This window comes from Sphingobacterium sp. E70 (assembly GCF_019285695.1).
Classification (GTDB): Bacteria; Bacteroidota; Bacteroidia; order Sphingobacteriales; family Sphingobacteriaceae; genus Sphingobacterium; species Sphingobacterium detergens.
The window spans coordinates 4590091-4609078 of record NZ_CP079104.1 but is presented as its reverse complement, the minus strand read 5'-3'; the positions used below and the strand labels follow the sequence as shown (position 1 = coordinate 4609078).

Below are 18988 nucleotides of genomic sequence, written 5' to 3'. Positions count from 1 at the left end.
CAAACCATCTTTAGCCATGGAATAATAGATCCTTGCACCCGCCAAGATCAGTCCGTTATTACAGCCAAAAGTGCTGACCATAATCATAATCGCCAAGATGGCTATGCCAACAGGACCAAAATTTCTTGCGCTACCAGCATGGCCACGCGATCTTTAGGCGCGCTGGCCATCTCCTCGATCGTCAATACACCCGTATACATCAAATTGGTCAAAATATAGATCACTGTCACAATCAGCGTTCCTAGCGCCAGACTCAAGCCAATATTGCGTTGCGGATTCTTGATCTCCCCTGCTACCGCAGAAGATGAATGCCAAGAATCACTACTGAACAATGCCCCTACCATTGCAGCAGATATGGCCCCAAACGCACCAAAAGTGGCATAATCTGCTGTCGATCCATCCACTTTTAATTGCTGTAGGTTCCACCTATTCGCTGAAGACCAATTTTGATTCCACACCTCCAGATCGAAAGCTGCAAAACCGAAAATGATCAATAAAACCAGACTTAATATTTTGATCAATGTCAGCACCGTCTGTACTGTTTTACCATTCTTTACACCACCTGTATTTATCAAGGTGAGCAGCAAAATGACAAAGATAGCCAACACTTGAGCAGATGAAATATGATAGGCCCCTATTACCAGCAAATAAACATCTTCATCTAGTACCGGAAACAAATAAGCTGTAAACTTGGAGAAAGCTACCCCACAGCTGCAATCGTAGCCGTCTGGATAACGGCAAAAAAGTCCATCCAAACGTAAAACTGACCATCGGCCCATAGGCTTCTTTGAGATAAACGTACTGGCCACCAGCTTTCGGAAACATGGCACTGAGTTCGCCATAACTCAAGGCTGCGGCCAGCGTCATAAATCCACAGATCACCCACACGACCATCAGCCAGGCAGCAGAACCCGTATTTCGGGCGATATCCGAGGATACGATAAAGATCCCGAGCCAATCATACTTCCGGCAACGAGCATCGTTGCATCCAATAAACCCAATGACTTTTTGAAATTCTGACTATTTTCCTGATTACTCATAATTTAGGGTTGGATTGCGCTTATTTAAAATTATAAAATTTCCATTTTGCCTGATGGTTAGGTTCAAGCTTCTGGTTTGTCAATATCGCCCGGACCATCTCCATGGGCAAGTAATTTTCCTTGATGACCCGGTCATGAAATTCGGTATAGGACATTTTCCCGATCCTACCAATTCATCACTGATACTCAGCAGCTGCAAGCCCCGATCAAATAAGCCAATTGATACAAAGGATCGTAAGAACCTTCAAATGATCGCTTCACCTCACCATGCGCGTTTGCAGGTTCATGCCCCACTTGATTGACTAAATAATCAACACATTGCTGTGGCGTCCATTCACCCAAGTGAAATTTAATACTAAAGGTGATCCGCGCACAACGATGCATTCGCCAAAATAACATCCCGATACGTTCTTCCGCTGTCTTTGCAAATCCCATCCTGTAAAGAAGCAATTCCCAATATAAGGTCCAGCCTTCCGTCCAAAATGGCGTATTGAAATTTTCCTCACGATAGGGCTTATACCTTTTATTCATAAAATACTGTAGGTGGTGTCCCGGATTGAGTTCATGCTGCACCGTACCCAATGAAAAATGTGGATTATTCCCCGCATGCTCATCATCTTCTGCTCATAGGTCATTGTATTGGTCGGATAGGAAATACTGATCTCACGTCCGCCCGTAAAAAAGGATTGACCAATTGCCGTTCAGGCGTCATCATGATCATTCCCAAGTTTCATCCGCCAATTCAGGAATAACGATCAGATCATGCTCTTTGATAAATGTTTGGGCCCTATCATATAACGCATTGATCAGTCCGGGCTGCTGACCTTCCGGAACATAGGTATTTTTAACCTTTTCCTGCGCTGCTTTCCAATCATCTCCAAATCCCATCTCACGAGAAGCTTTTAATAACTCCGCCATGCACCATGCCCATTCCTTATCAGCGATACGTATTAACTCATCCGCATCATAAGCGATCATTTCCGCCCGCAGTTTTTGTTGAGCGCAACTTTTCCGATCGGCTGCCCACCAATATCACTTCCATCATTAAACACTTTCCAATTACTCTTTGCCGGCAATGCGCTTTTGTATTGGATTAATTTTTCGTTTAAACTTTCATAAGATTTGGGCACCCACCAGGTAAACATCGGATCATAACCATTGTAGAAATCAAATGCACTCTCCAAACGGATTCGTAGTGACTCCACCGTATTGACAAGGAAATTGACATCAGTGGACTCGATTGTTGTTACATTTTCTAGCTTTTGAATCACTTCATCAACCTGATCCCTCGTTTTTTCCAGCAGGATAGCAATATCTTTTCCCACAACGGCAGCACCTCGTCGACGTTGCTTTTCAAATTGAAGAATATTTTCGGCAAATGGCAAGTAAGACTTTAGCCGCTCGTAAGAAGCTAATGCCTCTTTACTTTCTTCCTGATGTCGCTGCACTTTTTGGCTCAGCAGGATATAATCGACTTGACCACTGGTATTCAATCTTTTATAATCAAAACCTTTTAATTTAGCTAAATAGTCCGCATCGATCTTGAGCAGTCTATTGATCTGCTCGGGCGAAGCTGCCGACTGCTGAAATCCCCATTTTTGGGCATAGGGCCATAAAAATAATTGACAGCCTCCAGATCATGGCGGTATTGGATGATATAAGGCTCAATGGCTGTTGTGTGTTGGTACAAATCCATATCTTGGGCATCTGTTAGCGAAGAAGCCATACAAAGTACACCAATGACTATAAATCTCTTTACGTTAGGGTTATTGTTGTTTTTCTTCATCATTTAGGTTTATTTTTGTCTATTGAAACCGATCCGGTTTAAAGCCCGAGATATTTGTTTCTGTGTCCCATCATAGTGCGCACCCGCAATGCGAATAACTCGCAGCTCTTAATTTAAGTCAACGCGATTAGCAATAGCATCAGCAATGACCCCATTAATTCAGCCATAGTTGGTCTCCAATCATTTAAAATTTCCTTAATCAAAGAAAGCAACTATAAAAACGCTAAACTAACCGGCTTTTAATAATTACTTATTGGATATTGACATTTATAATCTATCCGTAAAGTAGATTTCTATAATTAGCCATATACATCATAACCTTCCCTACCCAATAGCTGCCCTGTTCCCCTTGATCCAGATGAACTGATACTCCTCATGACAATGTATATAAGGATAAAACTTATCCAACAAATCCTACTGAATAAAAACGGTCCTATCTTTGGGAATAGGAACTTGATATTGAATGGGTTTCATAAATCATGAATCGTTTAGGGTCAAAATAAATTTAATTAAATGTCATTCATACATTTATATATGCTAAATTTAGTATTTAGTTATTTACAAAACAACTCGCTAAATAGAAATATCAAAAACGGACTATCTTGGGTTAAAATCTGGCAATTAAAAGAGGTCCTAATAAATCAACTTTGTACCAGTTCACTTTCTGATCCATAAAGAGTAATAGATTTCTAAACCTGACAAAATGAATTTAAAGAATAGTTACTATATCCTGATTACTTTACTTTATGTCCAGCAGACCAATCCCGTATTTAGCCAACAGGATGAGCATCCAGTATGGAAAGCCACTAAAAGCCAACCTGCAACTTTGGGTATCGATCAAGGATCTAAAAGCTTTGCTTTAGATAACCTAAAAATAAAGGTGCTCAATAACTCCCAAACTTTATCAGCCTTTCAACCACTACATGGTGATGCTGCTTTCGACTATACTCCTGTGGAAATGTTGGCGAAACGGGATCGCAACAATTTCTTTCATATCGGTGATATCAACATCAGTCTTAAGCGTCAGGAGAAAACCCATTGGTCACATTATTCTTCGGCCAAAGACCGCAAGAAAGTAATCGAATTGACTCCTTCCAAAACCATCTTAGCTGCTGCTGACATCAGCCCAACATTAGGTGATATTCCCTTAAAAGTCAAGCGCAGTTGGGAGAATGCAGGGGGCGATCTTATCTTGAAATTTCAACTTACAAATCCCACCGATCAAGCTATTGAAATCGGAGCTTTAGGCATACCTCTCCTTTCAATAATAATATGGATCAGAAAAATTTGAATCAAGCGCATGCACAAAATGTGTTTTTCGACCCATACATCGGCAAAGATGCCGGCTATCTCCAAGTGAACCATTTGCATGGAAATGGTCCGAGCTTGGGTGATCCCTTACAGCAATGCCGGATTTGAAGCCTACAACCCCTTACTTGATGATCCTACGCCCAGAAGTATTACTTTCGAGGGTTTCCATGAGTGGATGATCCACAGCAAAGCACTTGCCGAAACAGCATGGAAAGGAGTAGAACAATGGAACATAGCAACTTCGACCCTATTAAAACCAAATGAATCCAAAACATTTGCCCTCAAGTTTGTCCTAGCGCCGAGCATCAAAGAAATTGAAAATACACTGCTAAAAAATAACCGGCCTGTGGCCATCGGAGTTCCCGGATATGTCGTTCCATTAGATAATCCTGTCAAGTTGTTTATCAAGCATAACAAAGCCATTAAAAACCTTTCTATCTATCCTGAAGGCGCTTTAAGTGTTATCAAGCAAAAAGACACCCCACAAAAATGGCATCAATATGAGATCAGAGGTCAACAATGGGGACGAGCACGGCTGACCATCACCTATGAGGATGGGGCCAAACAAACCATTCATTATAAAGTCATTAAGTCAGAAAAAGATGTGGTGAATGATCTTGAAATTTCTTGACGACCACACAGTGGTACGAGAATGACAAAGACCTTTTGGAAGATCTCCCGCTGTGATCAGCTACGATTATGAAGACAAAAATTAGTCACCCAAGAACAACGTGTTTGGTATGCCGGTCTGAGTGATGAAGCCGGAGCGGCAAGTTGGCTAGCGGCAATTATGAAGCAGGTTTTGCTACCAAATCGTACAGAGATCGCAAAATTGAAACGCTTTGTCAATGAAACCCTATATGGTCGTATCCAGCACAAGGAAGGTGATCAAAAATATGGCGTGGTCAAGAGTTTATTTTATTATGAGCCTGACGTTATGCCAGCAGGCACTTACGAAGCAGCTATCAACTGGAAGACCTGGTCGGCATGGCCTAAAAAAGAAGCGGATAATATTGGCCGTTCTTATAACTATCCGCATGTTGCTGCTGCACATTGGGTCATGTATCGTCTCGCTCGCGATTACCATGATCTTGTCCAGGAAGAGCGCTGGAATGTCTATCTGGACCGTGCTTTTCAAACAAGCATGGCGATGATTGAAAAAGCACCTATTATGCCCAATTTGGACAAATGGAAGGCAGTATCTTTTGCTTATCCTCCATGATTTACGTCGTGAGGGATTAACAGCGGAAGCGAATCAATTGGAAGCTGTGATGCGTAAACGGGCCGAACATTGGAAAGGCCTTGATTATCCATTTGGGAGTGAAATGCCCTGGGACTCTACCGGACAGGAAGAAGTCTATTTATGGTCCCGATACTTTGGTTTTGACGACAAAATCCGGGTTACCTTAAATGCTATTCTAGCGTATATGCCTACCGTGCCACATTGGGGATATAATGGCAGTGCCCGTCGTTACTGGGATTTTGTCTATGGCGGAAAATTATCCCGTATCGAGCGTCAACTTCATCATTATGGCTCGGCTTTAAATGCTATCCCTGTATTAACCGAGTACCGGGATCATCCAGATGATTTCTATCTTCTTCGCGTGGGCCATGCCGGTATGATGGGCGCACTCGCCAATGTCACTGCAGATGGCTTTGGACCTGCAGCATTCCATTCCTACCCGTCTACACTAGCCAACGATGGTATCTCGGGCGATTACGGCACTGGGTTTTATGGCTATGCTGTCAATTCAGGCACTTATATCATAGAACATCCAGAATTTGGCTGGCTGGCATTTAGCGGTAATCTTAAAGAGAATAAGGATAACATCGAAGTGGCTATAAAAACAGCATCCAAAGGCCGCATTTTCTTAGCAAAAGAAAATCTATGGTTGACCACTGATGCCGGAGAAATCGAAACACTAACATACAATCAAAAGGATAAAAGTGTGATCTTGAAATTTAATCAATCCGCTCTTGTGCCAAATGTTTTGCTGAATATCAATCCAGCGAGTGGGTATGAAATTGAAGGTTCTCAAAAGAAAGATAAATTCAATCGATATGAATTGTCCCCTTCTACCAGCACGCTGATACTTAGAAAAACGAAATAATACGCGCTGCAAGTTTCGTCCGTCTATAGGCGGATGAAACTTACAGCGAATTGGATCCATGACAAGGAAAAAGTGAAGTAAACACAAAATCGGTCAATAGGCTTTAAAACTTTCGTTTTTTATTTTTGAAAACAATGTCCTAAATTAGCTCTACAAACTAGTATCAACTCAACAACCCGGTGCAGTACGATTACCACAATTTAAAAGAAGATACGCTCTTCCAACTTGTAAAGGCCAACGATGAGTTAGCCTACAGGGAATTGTTCGATCGTTATAAAGAACTCCTGTTTCGCCATGCTTATCGAATGACCCAAGACAGCGAACTTAGCAAGGATATCGTTCAGGATATTTTCCTCGTTCTCTGGAATAAAAGAGCATCCATTGAAATCAGCCAGTCGCTGGAGCCGTATTTGATCAAATCCATCCGCAATAAAATAATGGACTATTTTAGCCATCAGGAAGTGGTTGAAAAATATCGGGAAGATATCTTATCCTTTGTAGAGCAGGGGATCTGCTATACGGATGACCTCCTCTTAGAAAAAGAACTTGCCGCTATGATCGAACGGGAAAAGAGTAAACTATCGCCCCGTACCAGGGAGGTTTTTGAACTCAATCGCGAGCAAGGCCGTAGTTATAAAGAAATCAGTGCGCTCTTATCTACTTCCGAGAAAACAATTAAAAACAGGTACATAATGCCTTACGCATCCTGCGTACGAAATTTGGTTCTTTCTTTTTTTTCTGATCATTTTTTTATTTTTTTCATACTCCCTTTACCTGTTTGGCCGTCATTACTATTAGATAGCCTTCTTATGGCTATCTGCCTAAAGAATGGAGAAAGAAACACTAAAAGAAATATTCCGGAAATATAAATCGGGTACAGCATCCCCGAAGAATTGCGGATCATCCATAGCTTCTATCTGCACAAAGCAAATAGTTCATCCGAGACATTGGACGATCAATTTGTTCAGGAGCAACTTGATGCGATGGATCGGCATTTATTTCCACAAAAGGAAAAACGTATTTCGGTATGGAAATATGCGGCAGCAGCACTCATCATTCTTAGCTCAGCATTTGGAATTTATAAGTATACGCAGCAGGAGCTTTCCGAAAAAGAAATGCAACAGGCTACCGAGCTGTTTGCCGCAATAAAACCGGGGCATGACCAAGCGACCCTCCGCCTTCCCAATGGAGCGGTAATTGCATTGGGTCAACAAGACAAACTGATCAATAGGGATGGCATGGTACAACTGAATACAGGCAATCTCGATCTCAGCACCTCGACGGGCAATCAGATGATCACGCTACAGACACCCCGGGGTGGACAATTTCAGGTTCAACTGGAAGATGGTACCAAAATATGGCTCAATGCCGGTTCAACCATCAGTTACCCGGCCAAATTTGGCCCCAATGAACGATCCGTCATGTTAAAAGGTGAAGCTTATTTTGAAGTTGCACACAACCCGAAAAAACCATTTAAAGTTAACGTTGGGAACGATGAAATTCAGGTACTGGGTACGGATTTAACATCCAGAGCTATGCAGACAACCTCGCACCAATCACCACATTGGTGCATGGAAAGGTAAAAGTGACCCGCAAAAATAAAGAGCAGCAATCACTGATCTTACAGCCAGGACAACAAACTTTAGCACATACAAATCTACAAAAGGCAAACAGCGATATCAGTGGTATTATCGCCTGGAAAAATGGACTTTTCAGCTTCAGACGGAGCTCGGTAAAGAATATTGTCCGCGAATTGGAACGCTGGTATAATATTGATTTTGTCGTTGACCAGACAGCTGCCGAAAACCGCCTGATAACAGGAGAAATCCCTAGAAACGTAAATCTTGACGATGTCATGCAGATCCTTTCCTATTTTGACATCCAAGGCCAGATGAAAAACAACAAAGTGTATTTAACCATCAAAAACAATAGCATAAACAGATAACTTAACCCCACACCTACTATGAAACAAACCTATTCGTCCAGGCTTAACAAAAAGCCAGGGCCATGCTACTCTATGGCTTTTCGGTACTGTGCAGTTCCTACAGTTTTGGACAGATTAACATCCAGGCCAATAACGAATCAGCTCTTTCTGTCATGAAACAGATTGAAAAACAATCGGCCTATCATTTCGTCTATGATGAGGCACAACTGACTATTCCAAAGTTAAACTTCGCCTCAACGATGTCTCGCTCAAGGAGGCCCTGGATGCAACATTTACGGCCAACAACATCCAGTACAAGATTGTCAAAAACACCATTTTATTAAAAATGCATCTGCCGGAAAATCAATTTCTACAGCAGCATCGGCGCCAAGCCAACAGTACAAATTGCACGGCCAAATTTCAAATGCCGCGGGAATCCCGCTCAGTGGTGCTACGGTAAAAATTAAAAACACGAATATCTCGACAACGTCTAATCAAAACGGACAGTTTGAGTTGACTTCACCGCAGCGTAGCGCCACGCTAGCTGTATCATTCTTGGGTTACGAGACCCTTGAAATTAATGTCAGTGAAGAATCCGCTACGATCGTACTCAAGCCAAGCAATACCAGTCTTTCGGAAGTTGATGTGACCATCAATACGGGATATCAGACCATTGCCAAAGAACGCGCTACAGGGGCATTCTCCAGCTTACCGAAAAATAGCCTGCAGCAGCAGCGGCTCAACAACCTAGGAAGCTTGCTGGAAGGCCGTATTGCGGGGTACCACAATGGCCTACTTCGTGGAACAACCTCTATGAGAGGAGTTACCTTGCCCCTGTATGTTATCGATGGTTTCCCCGTAGACAATACAAGCATGGATTTCAATGGCAACGTCGTAGAAAATCTCCTGACCTCAATTTGGAAGATATAGCGTCCATTACCGTCTTAAAAGATGCTGCCGCAGCATCCATTTATGGCGCACGCGCGGCAAATGGGGTTGTTATTATTGTCACAAAAAAGGGAAAAAATAAAGGGACTGAAATCAATGTTTCAGCAACGCTGACACATAACCCCTATTATTTTAATACGGATCGTCTGGCATCATCCGCGGACATGATCGGCATCGAACGGGAATGGGCTCAGCAAAATCCAAATTTAAAAACAATGACGCCAGCGCAGGCGCAAAGTACTTTAGACGATATGTCTTACAGAAGCCTTGGTATTCGCACGATCCTCAAAAAATACGCCGGTCAGCTCAATGAATCCGAAATGAATGCCGAATTGGACCGTCTCTCCCAACAGAGTTATCGTTATTATGACGATGTCGCCAACTATGCTAAACGGAGTCCTTTTTCACAGCAGTACAACCTGAATCTTTCCAATGGTACGGAAAAGAGCAAATTCTACTTTTCGACGACCTACAAAAAGGACCTCCTGGAAGACCGTTTCAGTAAAAACCAAAATCTAGGCATCAATCTCCGGAATATCACCCAGATCAACAAATGGTTAGAAGTAGAAATGAGTTCATTTCTCAACTATGCAGATGATGACAGACAAACTTATGATGCGCTAGCACCCGGATTTTCTTATCTGCCTTACAATCAATTAAAAAATAGCGATGGTCGTAATTATACCGCTTACATGGCCGATTATATGAGCCAGGCAACTATCAAGAGCATCAACCAATATGGCCTTAATACCTTAGACATCACCCCATTGGACGAGATAAAAACAATATCGAACAGTCCAGTGGCTTCTCCAACCGAAGTTTCATCAAATTGAATGCGAAGATTGCAGACTGGCTAAGCTATTCCACCTCTTTTCAGTATGAAATCAGCAATAAAAAATTCGAGCTTCTCTACGGAAAAACTCCTATTATACGCGATCGAGAGTCAATCAATTCGCGTTAATTGCGGATGGAAAAGCGACACTGATGATGCCCAATGGCAATATCAATAAAACAACGGATCTCAAAAATAATGCATTTAATTTTAGGCAACAGATCAATATCGATAAGGACTTTGGCGAAAAACACAGTCTGAACGCCATATTGGGTAGCGAGATCAAGAACAACCGCATGCGTTCTCAGCTTCAAAATCTCTACAATTTTGATCCCGATGCGCTCACCTACACCATGCTCGATCCGAAAATAGGTACCGTGGGTTCTTTCAGCCAAAAGTATGACAATGCCAGTCAATACGAATCTATCAATCGCTTTGTTTCCTTTTATGGGAATGTTGGCTATGCCTATTCGAAAAAATACCTCTTCACCGGAAGCTTGCGCTGGGACAGATCAAACTTATGGGGAACAAGCTCGAAATATCAGAATAAACCGATATGGTCCGTGGGTGCCGGATGGAATCTGAGTGAGGAAAATTTCATGCAGCTGGACTGGTTAAATCAACTTAAGCTAAGAACGTCGTATGGTATCGGCGGCAATATATTGCAAAATGTTGCCCCTTTTATGACAGCGTATTACAATACGAATTCTCACGTCGGAGGAACACAGGGTACGGTCTCTGACCGCCCCAACCCGTCACTTTCGTGGGAAAAAACAACCACTACCAATGTTGGGATGGATTTCGGTTTGTTCAGAAATCGTATTTCGGGAAGCCTGGATTACTATAGAAAACAAGGGAAAGACCTCTTCGCCTCCACCATGGGTGTACCCACAGAAGGTTTTGGCTATTCAACCTATGCCATCAATAATGGGCAGATGACCAATCATGGCTTGGAACTGACTTTAAATGCCAACATCTTGCAGAACAAAGATTTCAGCTGGAACAGCAGCCTTCTTTATGCTTATAACAAGAACAAAGTTACTTATGTCAATGTCAAAGCGCCATTTTATATCCTACAATTGGATTACCCCGACGCCTATCCCCGTATAGGAAACCCATACGAGGCAATTTATGCCTACAAATGGGCCGGGCTCGATCAGCAGGGAATACCGCAGGTGTACGACGAAAATGGAAACAAAACCACACAAACGCCGACGACGCTGGAATCGATTGTCTATGCAGGTACGAAGGTACCTACACATACGCTTTCCTGGACAAATAGCCTTTCCTACAAAAACTTTGATTTTTCAATGATGATCACTTACGAGGGTGGCCATAAAATCAGAAACGCAGATCTACCATATATGGGTATCGGCAATTATCTGACATTTACGACCCTTGCACCGATGAATAAAGATATTCGCAACCGTTGGCAACAGGAAGGTGACGAACTGAAGACCAATATTCCACGTTTGGTATTTCCAGAAGAAACAACTCTTTACAACTCAGCAAGTGGCACCGTGTACCAATATGCGGACCTCAATGTCCTGGACGCCCGTAATGTACAGATCCGAAATATTAGTCTCGCCTACCGGCTTCCGGCTGACTGGATAAAAAAGATGCACCTGGCACAGGCAAGGTTACAGTTCAACGCTGAAAATGTAGCCATGTTTACCAAATCCAGCAACGCAAAATATATGCTGGGCGGCTATCGTACACCGAATTATGTTTTTGGCGCTTACCTAACCTTCTAATTTAAAATTCTTATGAAAAAGATAATATACCTCCTTGCGATCATACCCGTTCTGTTTTTCGCTTCTTGCAATAAATATTTGGACATATTGCCCAAAGGCAAGAAAATCCCGCAAACCTATGCGGATTTTGAAGCACTGTTGCGCGATGAAGCAACTGTTCACCAGGTCCCTATCCCACAGGCTATTATTTTGCCCAACGATCGTTTTGTGTCTCCGGCCAACCTCAATTATTATAAATTGTGGGACATCAACTATAACTGGAAAGAACAAGAGGATCGGAAGATCTACAACAATTCCGATGAAAGCACCTATTATTATGCCTATTCGAGCATATCTGTCTGCAATCTCATCTTAGAGCACGGGCCGACGATGACTGAAGCCACAGCCCAACAGCGAGATGAACTGATGGCTACGGCCAGCGTACTCCGGGCCATCAGCTATTATACATTAGCAAATTATTATGCCGCGGATTATGACAGCAAGACGGCGGGCCAATTGCTATCGGTCCCTTTGATTGAAAGTGCGGACATAGGCGCCCCATCAAAGCAGGTCACTATCGCTGAAATCTACGACTACATGATCAATGATATCAAAAGCGCCCTTCCTAAGCTACCTAACCAGGGGCAAACGATCCTGCATCCGGGCAAAGGGGCGGCCTACGCATTACTGTCACGTATCTACCTACAAATGGACAACTATCAGGATGCGTTGGAAAATAGCGAAAAAGCACTGGAATACAATGACAAACTATATGACTGGACAGCTTACTATAATGCCAATAAATCGCAGATCGAAGAGCCTGCAAACTATGCATTGAAGAAGACTCCCATGGATTTTGCCTATGTCGAGAATTATTATTTCAGACATGGCCAATCACCAAACTATACCGCCTCCGAATTATCCTGCAGGTAGAACGTGCCGCTGGATTTGAAAAAGGAGACAGTAAATTCGCTTCACGCTGGAAGTTGCGTACAGTGGTGCCCAACACCTATTATACCAGCACGATGACCGGGTTCTATAACACACAGGGCCTGACTACGGTCGAAGTCTATCTGATTGCCGCAGAATGTCAGGCGCGTCAGGAAATATCCAAAGGCCATGGATTTCGTCAACAAAGTCCGTAAGACAAGGATCCTTGCCGCAAACTATACGGACCTGACGGCACAAAATGCCACGGATGCCATTAAAAAAATTCAGCGGCTCAAACAGAATGAACTGATTCACTCCATTATTCCATTTGCCGATTACAAACGCCTCAATAAAGAAAGTGCCTTTGCGACAACACTGAGCAAAACGATCGATGGCAAGGTGGTCCAACTGAGCCCAACATCACACCTATGGATTATGCCCTTTCCATTAGGAGCAACGGAGAATCCGGGCAACGGGTCAATTAAACAGAATGTTGAAAAATAAGACAGAAAAACATGAAAGTAAAAGCTTTAACACTCGCACTCCTGCTCGCAACGACAGTAGGCTATGCGCAACAACAAACAGGGAATAGATACGAACAATACCTTCCCATTATTGAGAAAGGCACATTGGTACAGAAAGATTCGTTGGCCAAAACATTACTCGCAGAAGTCAAAGATTACAAGACGGAAGCGGACTATCGTACGACCATCAATATCCTCCGTTCGCTGGACAAAGAAAACGAAATGGCTACGGTTGAAAATATTGCCAAGAAAAAATACCCAAAGGGCGCAATAACACGGGATGCCTTTATTACGGATGTTTTCTACAATGCAAGCACGTCGACGGCGAAAGAGAAAGCGTATACTGAACTGATCAAAAAATGGCCTGTTAAAAATTTTAGTGAAGAACCACTGACCTATGATTACGTTTTGGCCAATTTGGCGCAGAATTTTGCCAATGATGGAAATGCCCAAAAGGCTGTTCATTATCTGGGCGAAATGAAAGAAAGATTCTGGCGTGGAAATGGTTATATTCCAGTTGGTCAGATCCTCCTGAAGGCAGGCGATACGACTACTGCAGCGCCACTTTTGAAGACCGCTATGGATGATAGTTATTATTACCTCACGCTGCCCGAAGAACAAAAGGACAATAAAGCCCGCTTTGCGGCAATGGGCTATGCCAGTTCGATGTCGGCTTATGTGAATATTCTTGTTGCACAAAAGAAATTCACTGAGGCTGTCGAATATATCGAAAATGCGCTGAAAGCAGCGCCGGAGCAGGCGGATGGTTTGGCGATGGTTTATTATAAATCGCTGATGGGGACAGGGAGAAAGCTTGAGGCGTATCATATATTAACAAAGTTATATGCCAAAGGACAGTTTGCCGTTGAAGATGATCTTAAAAGATTATATACTGAATTGAACGGATCAGCCCAAGGTTATGAGCAGTTCAATGCTTCCCTGAGAACGGAGTTAACACAAAACATCCGCAACCATATCAAAGAGATGGCCACCTTTAAACCGGCCCCAATTTCGAACTGCTCAATCTAAAGGGTGAAAAGGTATCCTTGGCCAGTTTAAAAGGAAAAGTTGTAGTTCTGGATTTCTGGGCAACCTGGTGTCAGCCCTGTGTACGATCTTTCCTGGGAATGAAGGCTGCGCAAGAATCTTACGCAAACGATAAAGAAGTACAATTTTTATTTATGAATACGTGGGAGCGGGATAAGAATTACAAAGAAAATGTGGTATCCTTTATCACAAAAAACAACTATCCATTTGAGGTGCTGTACGACGATAAAAAGATCCGCAGACAGGAAAAGTCATGGCTGCCGAATATGGTGTCAATGGTATCCCGGCTAAATTTATTATTGATAAGGAAGGAAATATCCGATACTTTCTTACTGGATCAACGCCCAACGTGGACTATATCAAACTCGAAATGAAAGAATTGATAGAAGCTGCTAAAAAACCTTATAAAGGCTAATAAGCTGTCTGCCTCTATCCAGAGGCAGACATACACAGCTCCTATTTTTATTTATTCGCTCCCTTCATGCTCATGGAGCTGTTTTCGATGTTTGTTTCCCCACTTGCTAAGTTGGGCTACTTTGCAAACCTGGGGTAACATCAAATGTTTTCACTTTATATCTATTTCTTCGCTTCGGTACTGGCAAAGGTTACTGGAATTTCTTTTCCTACTTGTGTAGAAAACCAAAATCCGCTTAAGCTTCCATATGTATTTTTAATTCGGAAAAAGTTTTTGCGATCTTCTTCAATAAATAGCACATATCCATTTTCCAATGCGACGATTTCAGCAAAAGATTGCTCCTCTTTGTTTTGATATTGATAAGTGGTTTGATCGTACGAAGGATCTTCTTTCCACCCATTTACTTTCCAATTAAGAATCATCTTTCTGCCATTAATGGTGGTTGAAAAGGTAGTTTGCTCCAGCAATGGTAATTCAACTATAGCTGCGGCGCTATCAACCGCTGCTTCTACCGCTTCTGAGGCAGCAGTCGCCGCTTCAGCAGCTTCAGCAGCAATAGGTTCGCCAGGTTCTTCTGCGGCAACAAAATCTTCAAAATTACCATCGAAGGCTTTTAGATCTTTAAACAAACCGCCATACCATTGCTCTTTGAATTGAATTAAATCAACATAGCGCAACACATAATTCTCCTCTTTGTTCCTGTTGCTTTTGACCCAGATAAAACCGCTGTATTCCTTAATACCCTCATAATTTTCGGCATTATTGTTATTCGATTTGATTTCTTGGATGTACAAATCTTGCCAATTGATTTCCCCGTTTTTAACCTCACAAAAATCTTCCAATATTTTTCCCATCATTTTATAATATCTGCTTTCGTTGTACACCTCGGCTAGGTCGGACGTACGGGCATCAAAATCCCCACTGCTGATAATGATTTCGGAAAATGTTTTTGATCGGGCCACAATGTTTTGAAAGCCTTAGCATCGCGGTTTTTTATCGCTTCAAATGCTTTGTGCAAATGTTTCTCAGCTGCAGCATTTTGCGCCATCGCTAGTGTATTGACTAGCATAACTAGTACGAGTAAGAGGTGTTTTTTCATAAAAGAAATAAATAATGAATTTTTTAAATATAAAAATATTCATCCCTGAAATGGGTAGCCATTTAACATTCGTCGTCTTTCCTTTAAGATTCGCGTTTTTTGGGAACAAGGAGAAAGAGCAAATCGTTAGAAAACTCTACATGCTGAAAGTAAAGATCTGGGTTTAAGCTGCATTTATTCCCCGACAATAAAAAGGTAATAAATACGGGGCCTGAATTAAATACCTAAATCTTGGATTTTTCAAACGATAGTTGGTTACAGGCTGTTTTTTGAATAGATAAAAATGATAACAAATAACAGTATTATGGAAAACAACATCAATAATCCCGAAATCATCAATGACATTATCAAAATTAATAACGATCGTATTGAAGGCTATCGAAAAGCCATTGATCTGGCCACCAACCATGGTTTAGATAAATTGTTGCCGACATTTCAGAACTGCATTGAACAATCAAATGAATTTATTGCCGAACTGACACCATATGTGGAACTGGAAGGCAAAGAACCGACAGACAGTACGATGCTCAGTGGTAAGCTATTCAGGGTTTGGATGGGCATAAAAGTAAATATCACTGGTGATGACGAAAGAAGTTTGCTGGAAACCTGTGAACAAGGAGAAGATGCCTTCAAATCGACTTATCAAACAGTACTAGCTGAAGGATCGAATGAACTTTCACAACATGTGCATAGTATGATCAACACCCAGCTTAGTAAACAACTTGAAGCACATAATATTATCAAAATGATGCGCGACAGTAAAGCAATCTAAGCTTAAAGTTTAAAAAAACAACTACCGAAGCCTAAATCGCAACGGTAGTTGTTTTTAGTTTGTGTGCCCTAGGCGCGCGCGCCTCCTGCAAAATCTGCTATACCTACAAACGAAGTCTACTCCATCTCCAAACGAGAAACAGTACCTAGACAAAACCAACAGCCCACAACAACTTCGTAGATAATATCGTGTTACGGCTTTTTATGCCTGGTCTCCTGTTGTGGTTCCTGTTTATTCATCTGAGTCAGCTCCTGTAGCTGTTTACTGATACGACCTTCCAACTCCTGCACCAACAGAGTACCCGACTGCGCAAAACAGTCCGCTATCCACATGGAAGTGATAAGCTCTATGCTATTTTCTACGAAAGAGCACGCCTGTTTGTAGCTGTATCGCTACAACAAATATGTTTAAACATAAATAGAGAAAACCCATTCAAGATTTCCTTTAAATTTGTTTTTATTAATCTAATTAATATTAAAATTACAATAAAATTAAAAATAATTTAATATAAATTTAATAAATCCAAAATGAAAAAGAACGAAAACAACTTGGTCATTGGCTGTAATACACCTGTTTATGAAGCACCAGTTATCCAGGTTCAACAGCTTGCATTAGAGTACAGTATTTCGACAGGTTCAGTACAGCCAGCACTCACAGAATCCTGGGGAACCGAAACGCAGACAAAAGAATTGGACTGGTAGCACTTTTAGGGAATTTAGTCTATCCAATACCAAAATGCTCCATTTAATGAAACAGTGCAGCTGTCTTGGAGACGGCTGCAATTCGTTTAGCCCGGATAAAAAATAACAGAATTTAAGATTTTTTTAAGAAAAGTAAAAATATGAAAAGTAAGATGAGGTATAGCTATAGTAGCCTTTTATTTGTTCTGGTTATACTTATCAATGCCTGTAGTAAAGAGCACTCAGATACCAACAGCATAAATGGTTCCACTGTACGGTTAAAAATCGGGCAGACATTTTCCTTGCCGGATGACAAGAGCAAAATCGCTGTAACGGGACGACGTACAGCCGACGTGTCGCAGTCAAAAGAAATCGCTTATAATGACCAATACACACTAGTCGCTACGCTAAGAGAAGTAGGACCACAAGCCTCCTATCCCAAAGCTTCCCATAACAGCGCAAGAGTGCCCGGAACAAGTGAACAGCATGCGCTAAAAGAAGGTACATCATATTACGTAGCGATTTTCGATGCCTCAGGTGAATACAAAGAGACAAAATCATTTAAACAAGGTAGCAGCGTTCAGGATTTTACAATAAATAATGGCAAATATACTTTCGTCGTCTATGCTTCTGGCACAAATGCCCCTTGCCCTTCCTAAATTCAGGAACTAAATTGAATACCGCAAAATTTGAACAATTGAGCGCAGATGAGGACCTGATGATGGATCAGGTTTCTTTCGAGGTAAAAGATGGCCAGAATGAGCTCGCTGCCCAATTAGCGCATCTTTTACACAAGTTACCTTGAAGTTAGATGCTTCGGCAGTCGGCGAAATTCGTATTGGAGAGGCGCAATATCCCCTCACATCCGAAAAAATCCATCGATATCTCACTTGCAGATCGAGCCATCTCTTATCGTGGAGCAGTAGAATCCGTACCGCTTGTGTTCCAAAACAAAAGTGGTCAAGTAATTTCTTCGGATTCGACTTTTATCGTAACTCCAGCAACTGCAAATGGTATCATAAAACTACGTGATGTATCCGTCAACGGTAGTACGCCTGATGTGATACAAGAAGGCTGGAATCTACGACCTGGAGTAAAGTACACTTTGGAGATTAATCTCAAGGCGCCAGCTGATCCCGTTATACCAGTGGCAGGCACGAATTGGAGTATAGGCGATCTAATTTACAGAGACGGAATCTATCAATTTGCCCCGCCCAGCGATGAGAGCATTTACTATACTTGGTCGCCATCACCGACCGATCAGACGGAGGCTTTTTGGTATACGGATTTTGACGACAGCGTCAAAGGTATGCGCATGTATCGTGTAAACGGATCCTATGCACAAGAGCCACTTGCCGTAACAGGTCAGGATCCCTGTGCATCGGTAAAACCATTAAATGCATGGCGACTTCCGACCAGTGCCGAAATCGTTGCTTTAATGTCCAGTAATACTAAAATATATCATGCAAAATATGATACAGGAAATAATAGTTATCTGAAGACAGGCTTGTTTTTTGGCGTTGACTATCAGCCTGAAAAACCCGAAATGGATAAGTATTTATATTTCCGGTCTTTCTACTTTATCTCTGCTGGGATGTATCGTTTTGCGCCAACTACCCAAAGTGCCTATCTGCTTGCGGGGAAAAAATACCTAGCCTTTGAGCAGCCCTATAGCGACGACAAACGGACTACTTTAGGTAGTTATGAGATCAAGCCGCTGACATTTAGGCCGAGCGCATCAGCTCCTAGTGAAGCTGTTAGAATCCGTTGTGTTAAAAATAAATAGTTCAAGCGCGCTAAAATTAAAATAGGCTAGGCAATCAACGCCTAGCCTAT

At 42.1% G+C, this 18988-nt stretch carries 31 protein-coding genes and 1 pseudogene; 21 read left to right on the top strand and 11 right to left on the bottom strand.

The window, feature by feature from the left end; all coding sequences use genetic code 11:
• Window positions 1-101 precede the first annotated feature (101 nt).
• The 8 genes from KUH03_RS32765 to KUH03_RS32730 form a co-directional block, all read right to left on the bottom strand.
• Window positions 102-647: an amino acid permease gene (locus KUH03_RS32765; RefSeq protein WP_257088513.1), complete on the bottom strand. Its 546-nt coding sequence runs from the start codon at window positions 645-647 to the stop codon at window positions 102-104.
• A gap of 10 nt (window positions 648-657) precedes the next feature.
• Window positions 658-894, bottom strand: a complete 237-nt coding sequence (locus KUH03_RS32760; protein ID WP_257088512.1) for an amino acid permease — start codon at window positions 892-894, stop codon at window positions 658-660.
• Complete coding sequence (locus KUH03_RS32755; protein ID WP_257088511.1) at window positions 894-1040, bottom strand: hypothetical protein; 147 nt, start codon at window positions 1038-1040, stop codon at window positions 894-896. The genes KUH03_RS32760 and KUH03_RS32755 overlap by 1 nt, the downstream gene beginning before the upstream one ends.
• Window positions 1041-1060: 20 nt before the next feature.
• Complete coding sequence (locus KUH03_RS32750; protein WP_257088510.1) at window positions 1061-1195, bottom strand: hypothetical protein; 135 nt, start codon at window positions 1193-1195, stop codon at window positions 1061-1063.
• A gap of 31 nt (window positions 1196-1226) precedes the next feature.
• Entirely contained in the window at window positions 1227-1613 is a 387-nt protein-coding gene (locus KUH03_RS32745) for a DUF885 domain-containing protein (protein ID WP_257097545.1), read from the bottom strand.
• Window positions 1614-1757: 144 nt separating this feature from the next.
• Window positions 1758-2018: a hypothetical protein gene (locus KUH03_RS32740; RefSeq protein ID WP_257088509.1), complete on the bottom strand. Its 261-nt coding sequence runs from the start codon at window positions 2016-2018 to the stop codon at window positions 1758-1760.
• Window positions 2015-2533 carry a hypothetical protein gene (locus KUH03_RS32735; RefSeq protein ID WP_257088508.1) on the bottom strand — a complete coding sequence of 173 codons (519 nt, stop codon included), beginning with the start codon at window positions 2531-2533 and terminating at the stop codon, window positions 2015-2017. Before KUH03_RS32735 ends, KUH03_RS32740 begins: the two co-directional genes overlap by 4 nt.
• 29 nt (window positions 2534-2562) lie before the next feature.
• On the bottom strand, window positions 2563-2829 hold the full coding sequence (locus tag KUH03_RS32730; RefSeq protein WP_257088507.1) for a hypothetical protein: 267 nt from the start codon (window positions 2827-2829) through the stop codon (window positions 2563-2565).
• Window positions 2830-3529: 700 nt separating this feature from the next.
• Here KUH03_RS32730 and KUH03_RS32725 point away from each other — a divergent pair.
• The 16 genes and pseudogenes from KUH03_RS32725 (at window position 3530) to KUH03_RS32655 (ending at window position 14560) form a co-directional block, all read left to right on the top strand.
• Window positions 3530-4117 carry a DUF5695 domain-containing protein gene (locus tag KUH03_RS32725; RefSeq protein WP_257088506.1) on the top strand — a complete coding sequence of 196 codons (588 nt, stop codon included), beginning with the start codon at window positions 3530-3532 and terminating at the stop codon, window positions 4115-4117.
• Complete coding sequence (locus KUH03_RS49485; RefSeq protein ID WP_373564530.1) at window positions 4099-4245, top strand: DUF5695 domain-containing protein; 147 nt, start codon at window positions 4099-4101, stop codon at window positions 4243-4245. The genes KUH03_RS32725 and KUH03_RS49485 overlap by 19 nt, the downstream gene beginning before the upstream one ends.
• Window positions 4196-5359: pseudogene (locus KUH03_RS32720) on the top strand (DUF5695 domain-containing protein). The gene KUH03_RS49485 and the pseudogene KUH03_RS32720 overlap by 50 nt, the downstream one beginning before the upstream one ends.
• Complete coding sequence (locus tag KUH03_RS32715; protein WP_257088505.1) at window positions 5343-6248, top strand: DUF5695 domain-containing protein; 906 nt, start codon at window positions 5343-5345, stop codon at window positions 6246-6248. The pseudogene KUH03_RS32720 and the gene KUH03_RS32715 overlap by 17 nt, the downstream one beginning before the upstream one ends.
• Window positions 6249-6427: 179 nt before the next feature.
• Window positions 6428-7117 (top strand): sigma-70 family RNA polymerase sigma factor, encoded by a 690-nt coding sequence (locus tag KUH03_RS32710; RefSeq protein ID WP_257088504.1) that lies wholly within the window; start codon window positions 6428-6430, stop codon window positions 7115-7117.
• A gap of 24 nt (window positions 7118-7141) precedes the next feature.
• Window positions 7142-7831: a FecR family protein gene (locus tag KUH03_RS32705; RefSeq protein WP_257088503.1), complete on the top strand. Its 690-nt coding sequence runs from the start codon at window positions 7142-7144 to the stop codon at window positions 7829-7831.
• Entirely contained in the window at window positions 7816-8193 is a 378-nt protein-coding gene (locus tag KUH03_RS32700; protein WP_257088502.1) for a FecR family protein, read from the top strand. The genes KUH03_RS32705 and KUH03_RS32700 overlap by 16 nt, the downstream gene beginning before the upstream one ends.
• Window positions 8194-8255: 62 nt before the next feature.
• Window positions 8256-8516: a hypothetical protein gene (locus tag KUH03_RS32695; protein ID WP_257088501.1), complete on the top strand. Its 261-nt coding sequence runs from the start codon at window positions 8256-8258 to the stop codon at window positions 8514-8516.
• 61 nt (window positions 8517-8577) lie between these two features.
• The gene (locus tag KUH03_RS32690) at window positions 8578-9102 is read left to right on the top strand and encodes a carboxypeptidase-like regulatory domain-containing protein (RefSeq protein ID WP_257088500.1); all 525 of its coding nucleotides are present in this window, start codon (window positions 8578-8580) and stop codon (window positions 9100-9102) included.
• On the top strand, window positions 9090-9953 hold the full coding sequence (locus KUH03_RS32685) for a hypothetical protein (protein ID WP_257088499.1): 864 nt from the start codon (window positions 9090-9092) through the stop codon (window positions 9951-9953). Before KUH03_RS32690 ends, KUH03_RS32685 begins: the two co-directional genes overlap by 13 nt.
• Window positions 9954-10104: 151 nt before the next feature.
• Window positions 10105-11706 carry a hypothetical protein gene (locus tag KUH03_RS32680; RefSeq protein ID WP_373564529.1) on the top strand — a complete coding sequence of 534 codons (1602 nt, stop codon included), beginning with the start codon at window positions 10105-10107 and terminating at the stop codon, window positions 11704-11706.
• 12 nt (window positions 11707-11718) lie between these two features.
• Window positions 11719-12618, top strand: coding sequence for a RagB/SusD family nutrient uptake outer membrane protein (locus tag KUH03_RS32675; RefSeq protein WP_257088498.1), 900 nt, complete (start codon window positions 11719-11721; stop codon window positions 12616-12618).
• A 53-nt stretch (window positions 12619-12671) separates the two neighbouring features.
• Window positions 12672-12830 carry a hypothetical protein gene (locus tag KUH03_RS32670; protein WP_257088497.1) on the top strand — a complete coding sequence of 53 codons (159 nt, stop codon included), beginning with the start codon at window positions 12672-12674 and terminating at the stop codon, window positions 12828-12830.
• On the top strand, window positions 12805-13119 hold the full coding sequence (locus tag KUH03_RS32665) for a hypothetical protein (RefSeq protein ID WP_257088496.1): 315 nt from the start codon (window positions 12805-12807) through the stop codon (window positions 13117-13119). Before KUH03_RS32670 ends, KUH03_RS32665 begins: the two co-directional genes overlap by 26 nt.
• Before the next feature lie 11 nt (window positions 13120-13130).
• On the top strand, window positions 13131-14168 hold the full coding sequence (locus KUH03_RS32660) for a lipopolysaccharide assembly protein LapB (RefSeq protein WP_257088495.1): 1038 nt from the start codon (window positions 13131-13133) through the stop codon (window positions 14166-14168).
• A gap of 17 nt (window positions 14169-14185) precedes the next feature.
• Window positions 14186-14560: a TlpA disulfide reductase family protein gene (locus tag KUH03_RS32655; RefSeq protein WP_257088494.1), complete on the top strand. Its 375-nt coding sequence runs from the start codon at window positions 14186-14188 to the stop codon at window positions 14558-14560.
• A gap of 202 nt (window positions 14561-14762) precedes the next feature.
• Here KUH03_RS32655 and KUH03_RS32650 read toward each other — a convergent pair whose 3' ends face one another.
• Window positions 14763-15278 carry a hypothetical protein gene (locus KUH03_RS32650; RefSeq protein ID WP_257088493.1) on the bottom strand — a complete coding sequence of 172 codons (516 nt, stop codon included), beginning with the start codon at window positions 15276-15278 and terminating at the stop codon, window positions 14763-14765.
• A gap of 212 nt (window positions 15279-15490) precedes the next feature.
• Window positions 15491-15670 carry a hypothetical protein gene (locus KUH03_RS32645; protein ID WP_257088492.1) on the bottom strand — a complete coding sequence of 60 codons (180 nt, stop codon included), beginning with the start codon at window positions 15668-15670 and terminating at the stop codon, window positions 15491-15493.
• 334 nt (window positions 15671-16004) lie between these two features.
• On the opposite strand from KUH03_RS32645, the gene KUH03_RS32640 reads away from it, so the two are divergent.
• Window positions 16005-16472: a PA2169 family four-helix-bundle protein gene (locus tag KUH03_RS32640; RefSeq protein ID WP_257088491.1), complete on the top strand. Its 468-nt coding sequence runs from the start codon at window positions 16005-16007 to the stop codon at window positions 16470-16472.
• Window positions 16473-16663: 191 nt separating this feature from the next.
• Here the strand turns inward: KUH03_RS32640 and KUH03_RS32635 are convergent, their stop codons facing one another.
• Window positions 16664-16804 carry a hypothetical protein gene (locus tag KUH03_RS32635; protein WP_257088490.1) on the bottom strand — a complete coding sequence of 47 codons (141 nt, stop codon included), beginning with the start codon at window positions 16802-16804 and terminating at the stop codon, window positions 16664-16666.
• Window positions 16805-16999: 195 nt separating this feature from the next.
• On the opposite strand from KUH03_RS32635, the gene KUH03_RS32630 reads away from it, so the two are divergent.
• The 4 genes from KUH03_RS32630 to KUH03_RS32615 all read left to right on the top strand — a co-directional run bounded on the left by KUH03_RS32630 (window position 17000) and on the right by KUH03_RS32615 (window position 18938).
• Window positions 17000-17173, top strand: coding sequence for a hypothetical protein (locus KUH03_RS32630; RefSeq protein ID WP_257088489.1), 174 nt, complete (start codon window positions 17000-17002; stop codon window positions 17171-17173).
• Between the two features lie 140 nt (window positions 17174-17313).
• The gene (locus tag KUH03_RS32625; protein WP_257088488.1) at window positions 17314-17811 is read left to right on the top strand and encodes a hypothetical protein; all 498 of its coding nucleotides are present in this window, start codon (window positions 17314-17316) and stop codon (window positions 17809-17811) included.
• 14 nt (window positions 17812-17825) lie between these two features.
• Entirely contained in the window at window positions 17826-17957 is a 132-nt protein-coding gene (locus tag KUH03_RS32620) for a hypothetical protein (protein WP_257088487.1), read from the top strand.
• Window positions 17958-17963: 6 nt separating this feature from the next.
• Complete coding sequence (locus KUH03_RS32615) at window positions 17964-18938, top strand: hypothetical protein (protein WP_257088486.1); 975 nt, start codon at window positions 17964-17966, stop codon at window positions 18936-18938.
• Window positions 18939-18988 lie beyond the last annotated feature (50 nt).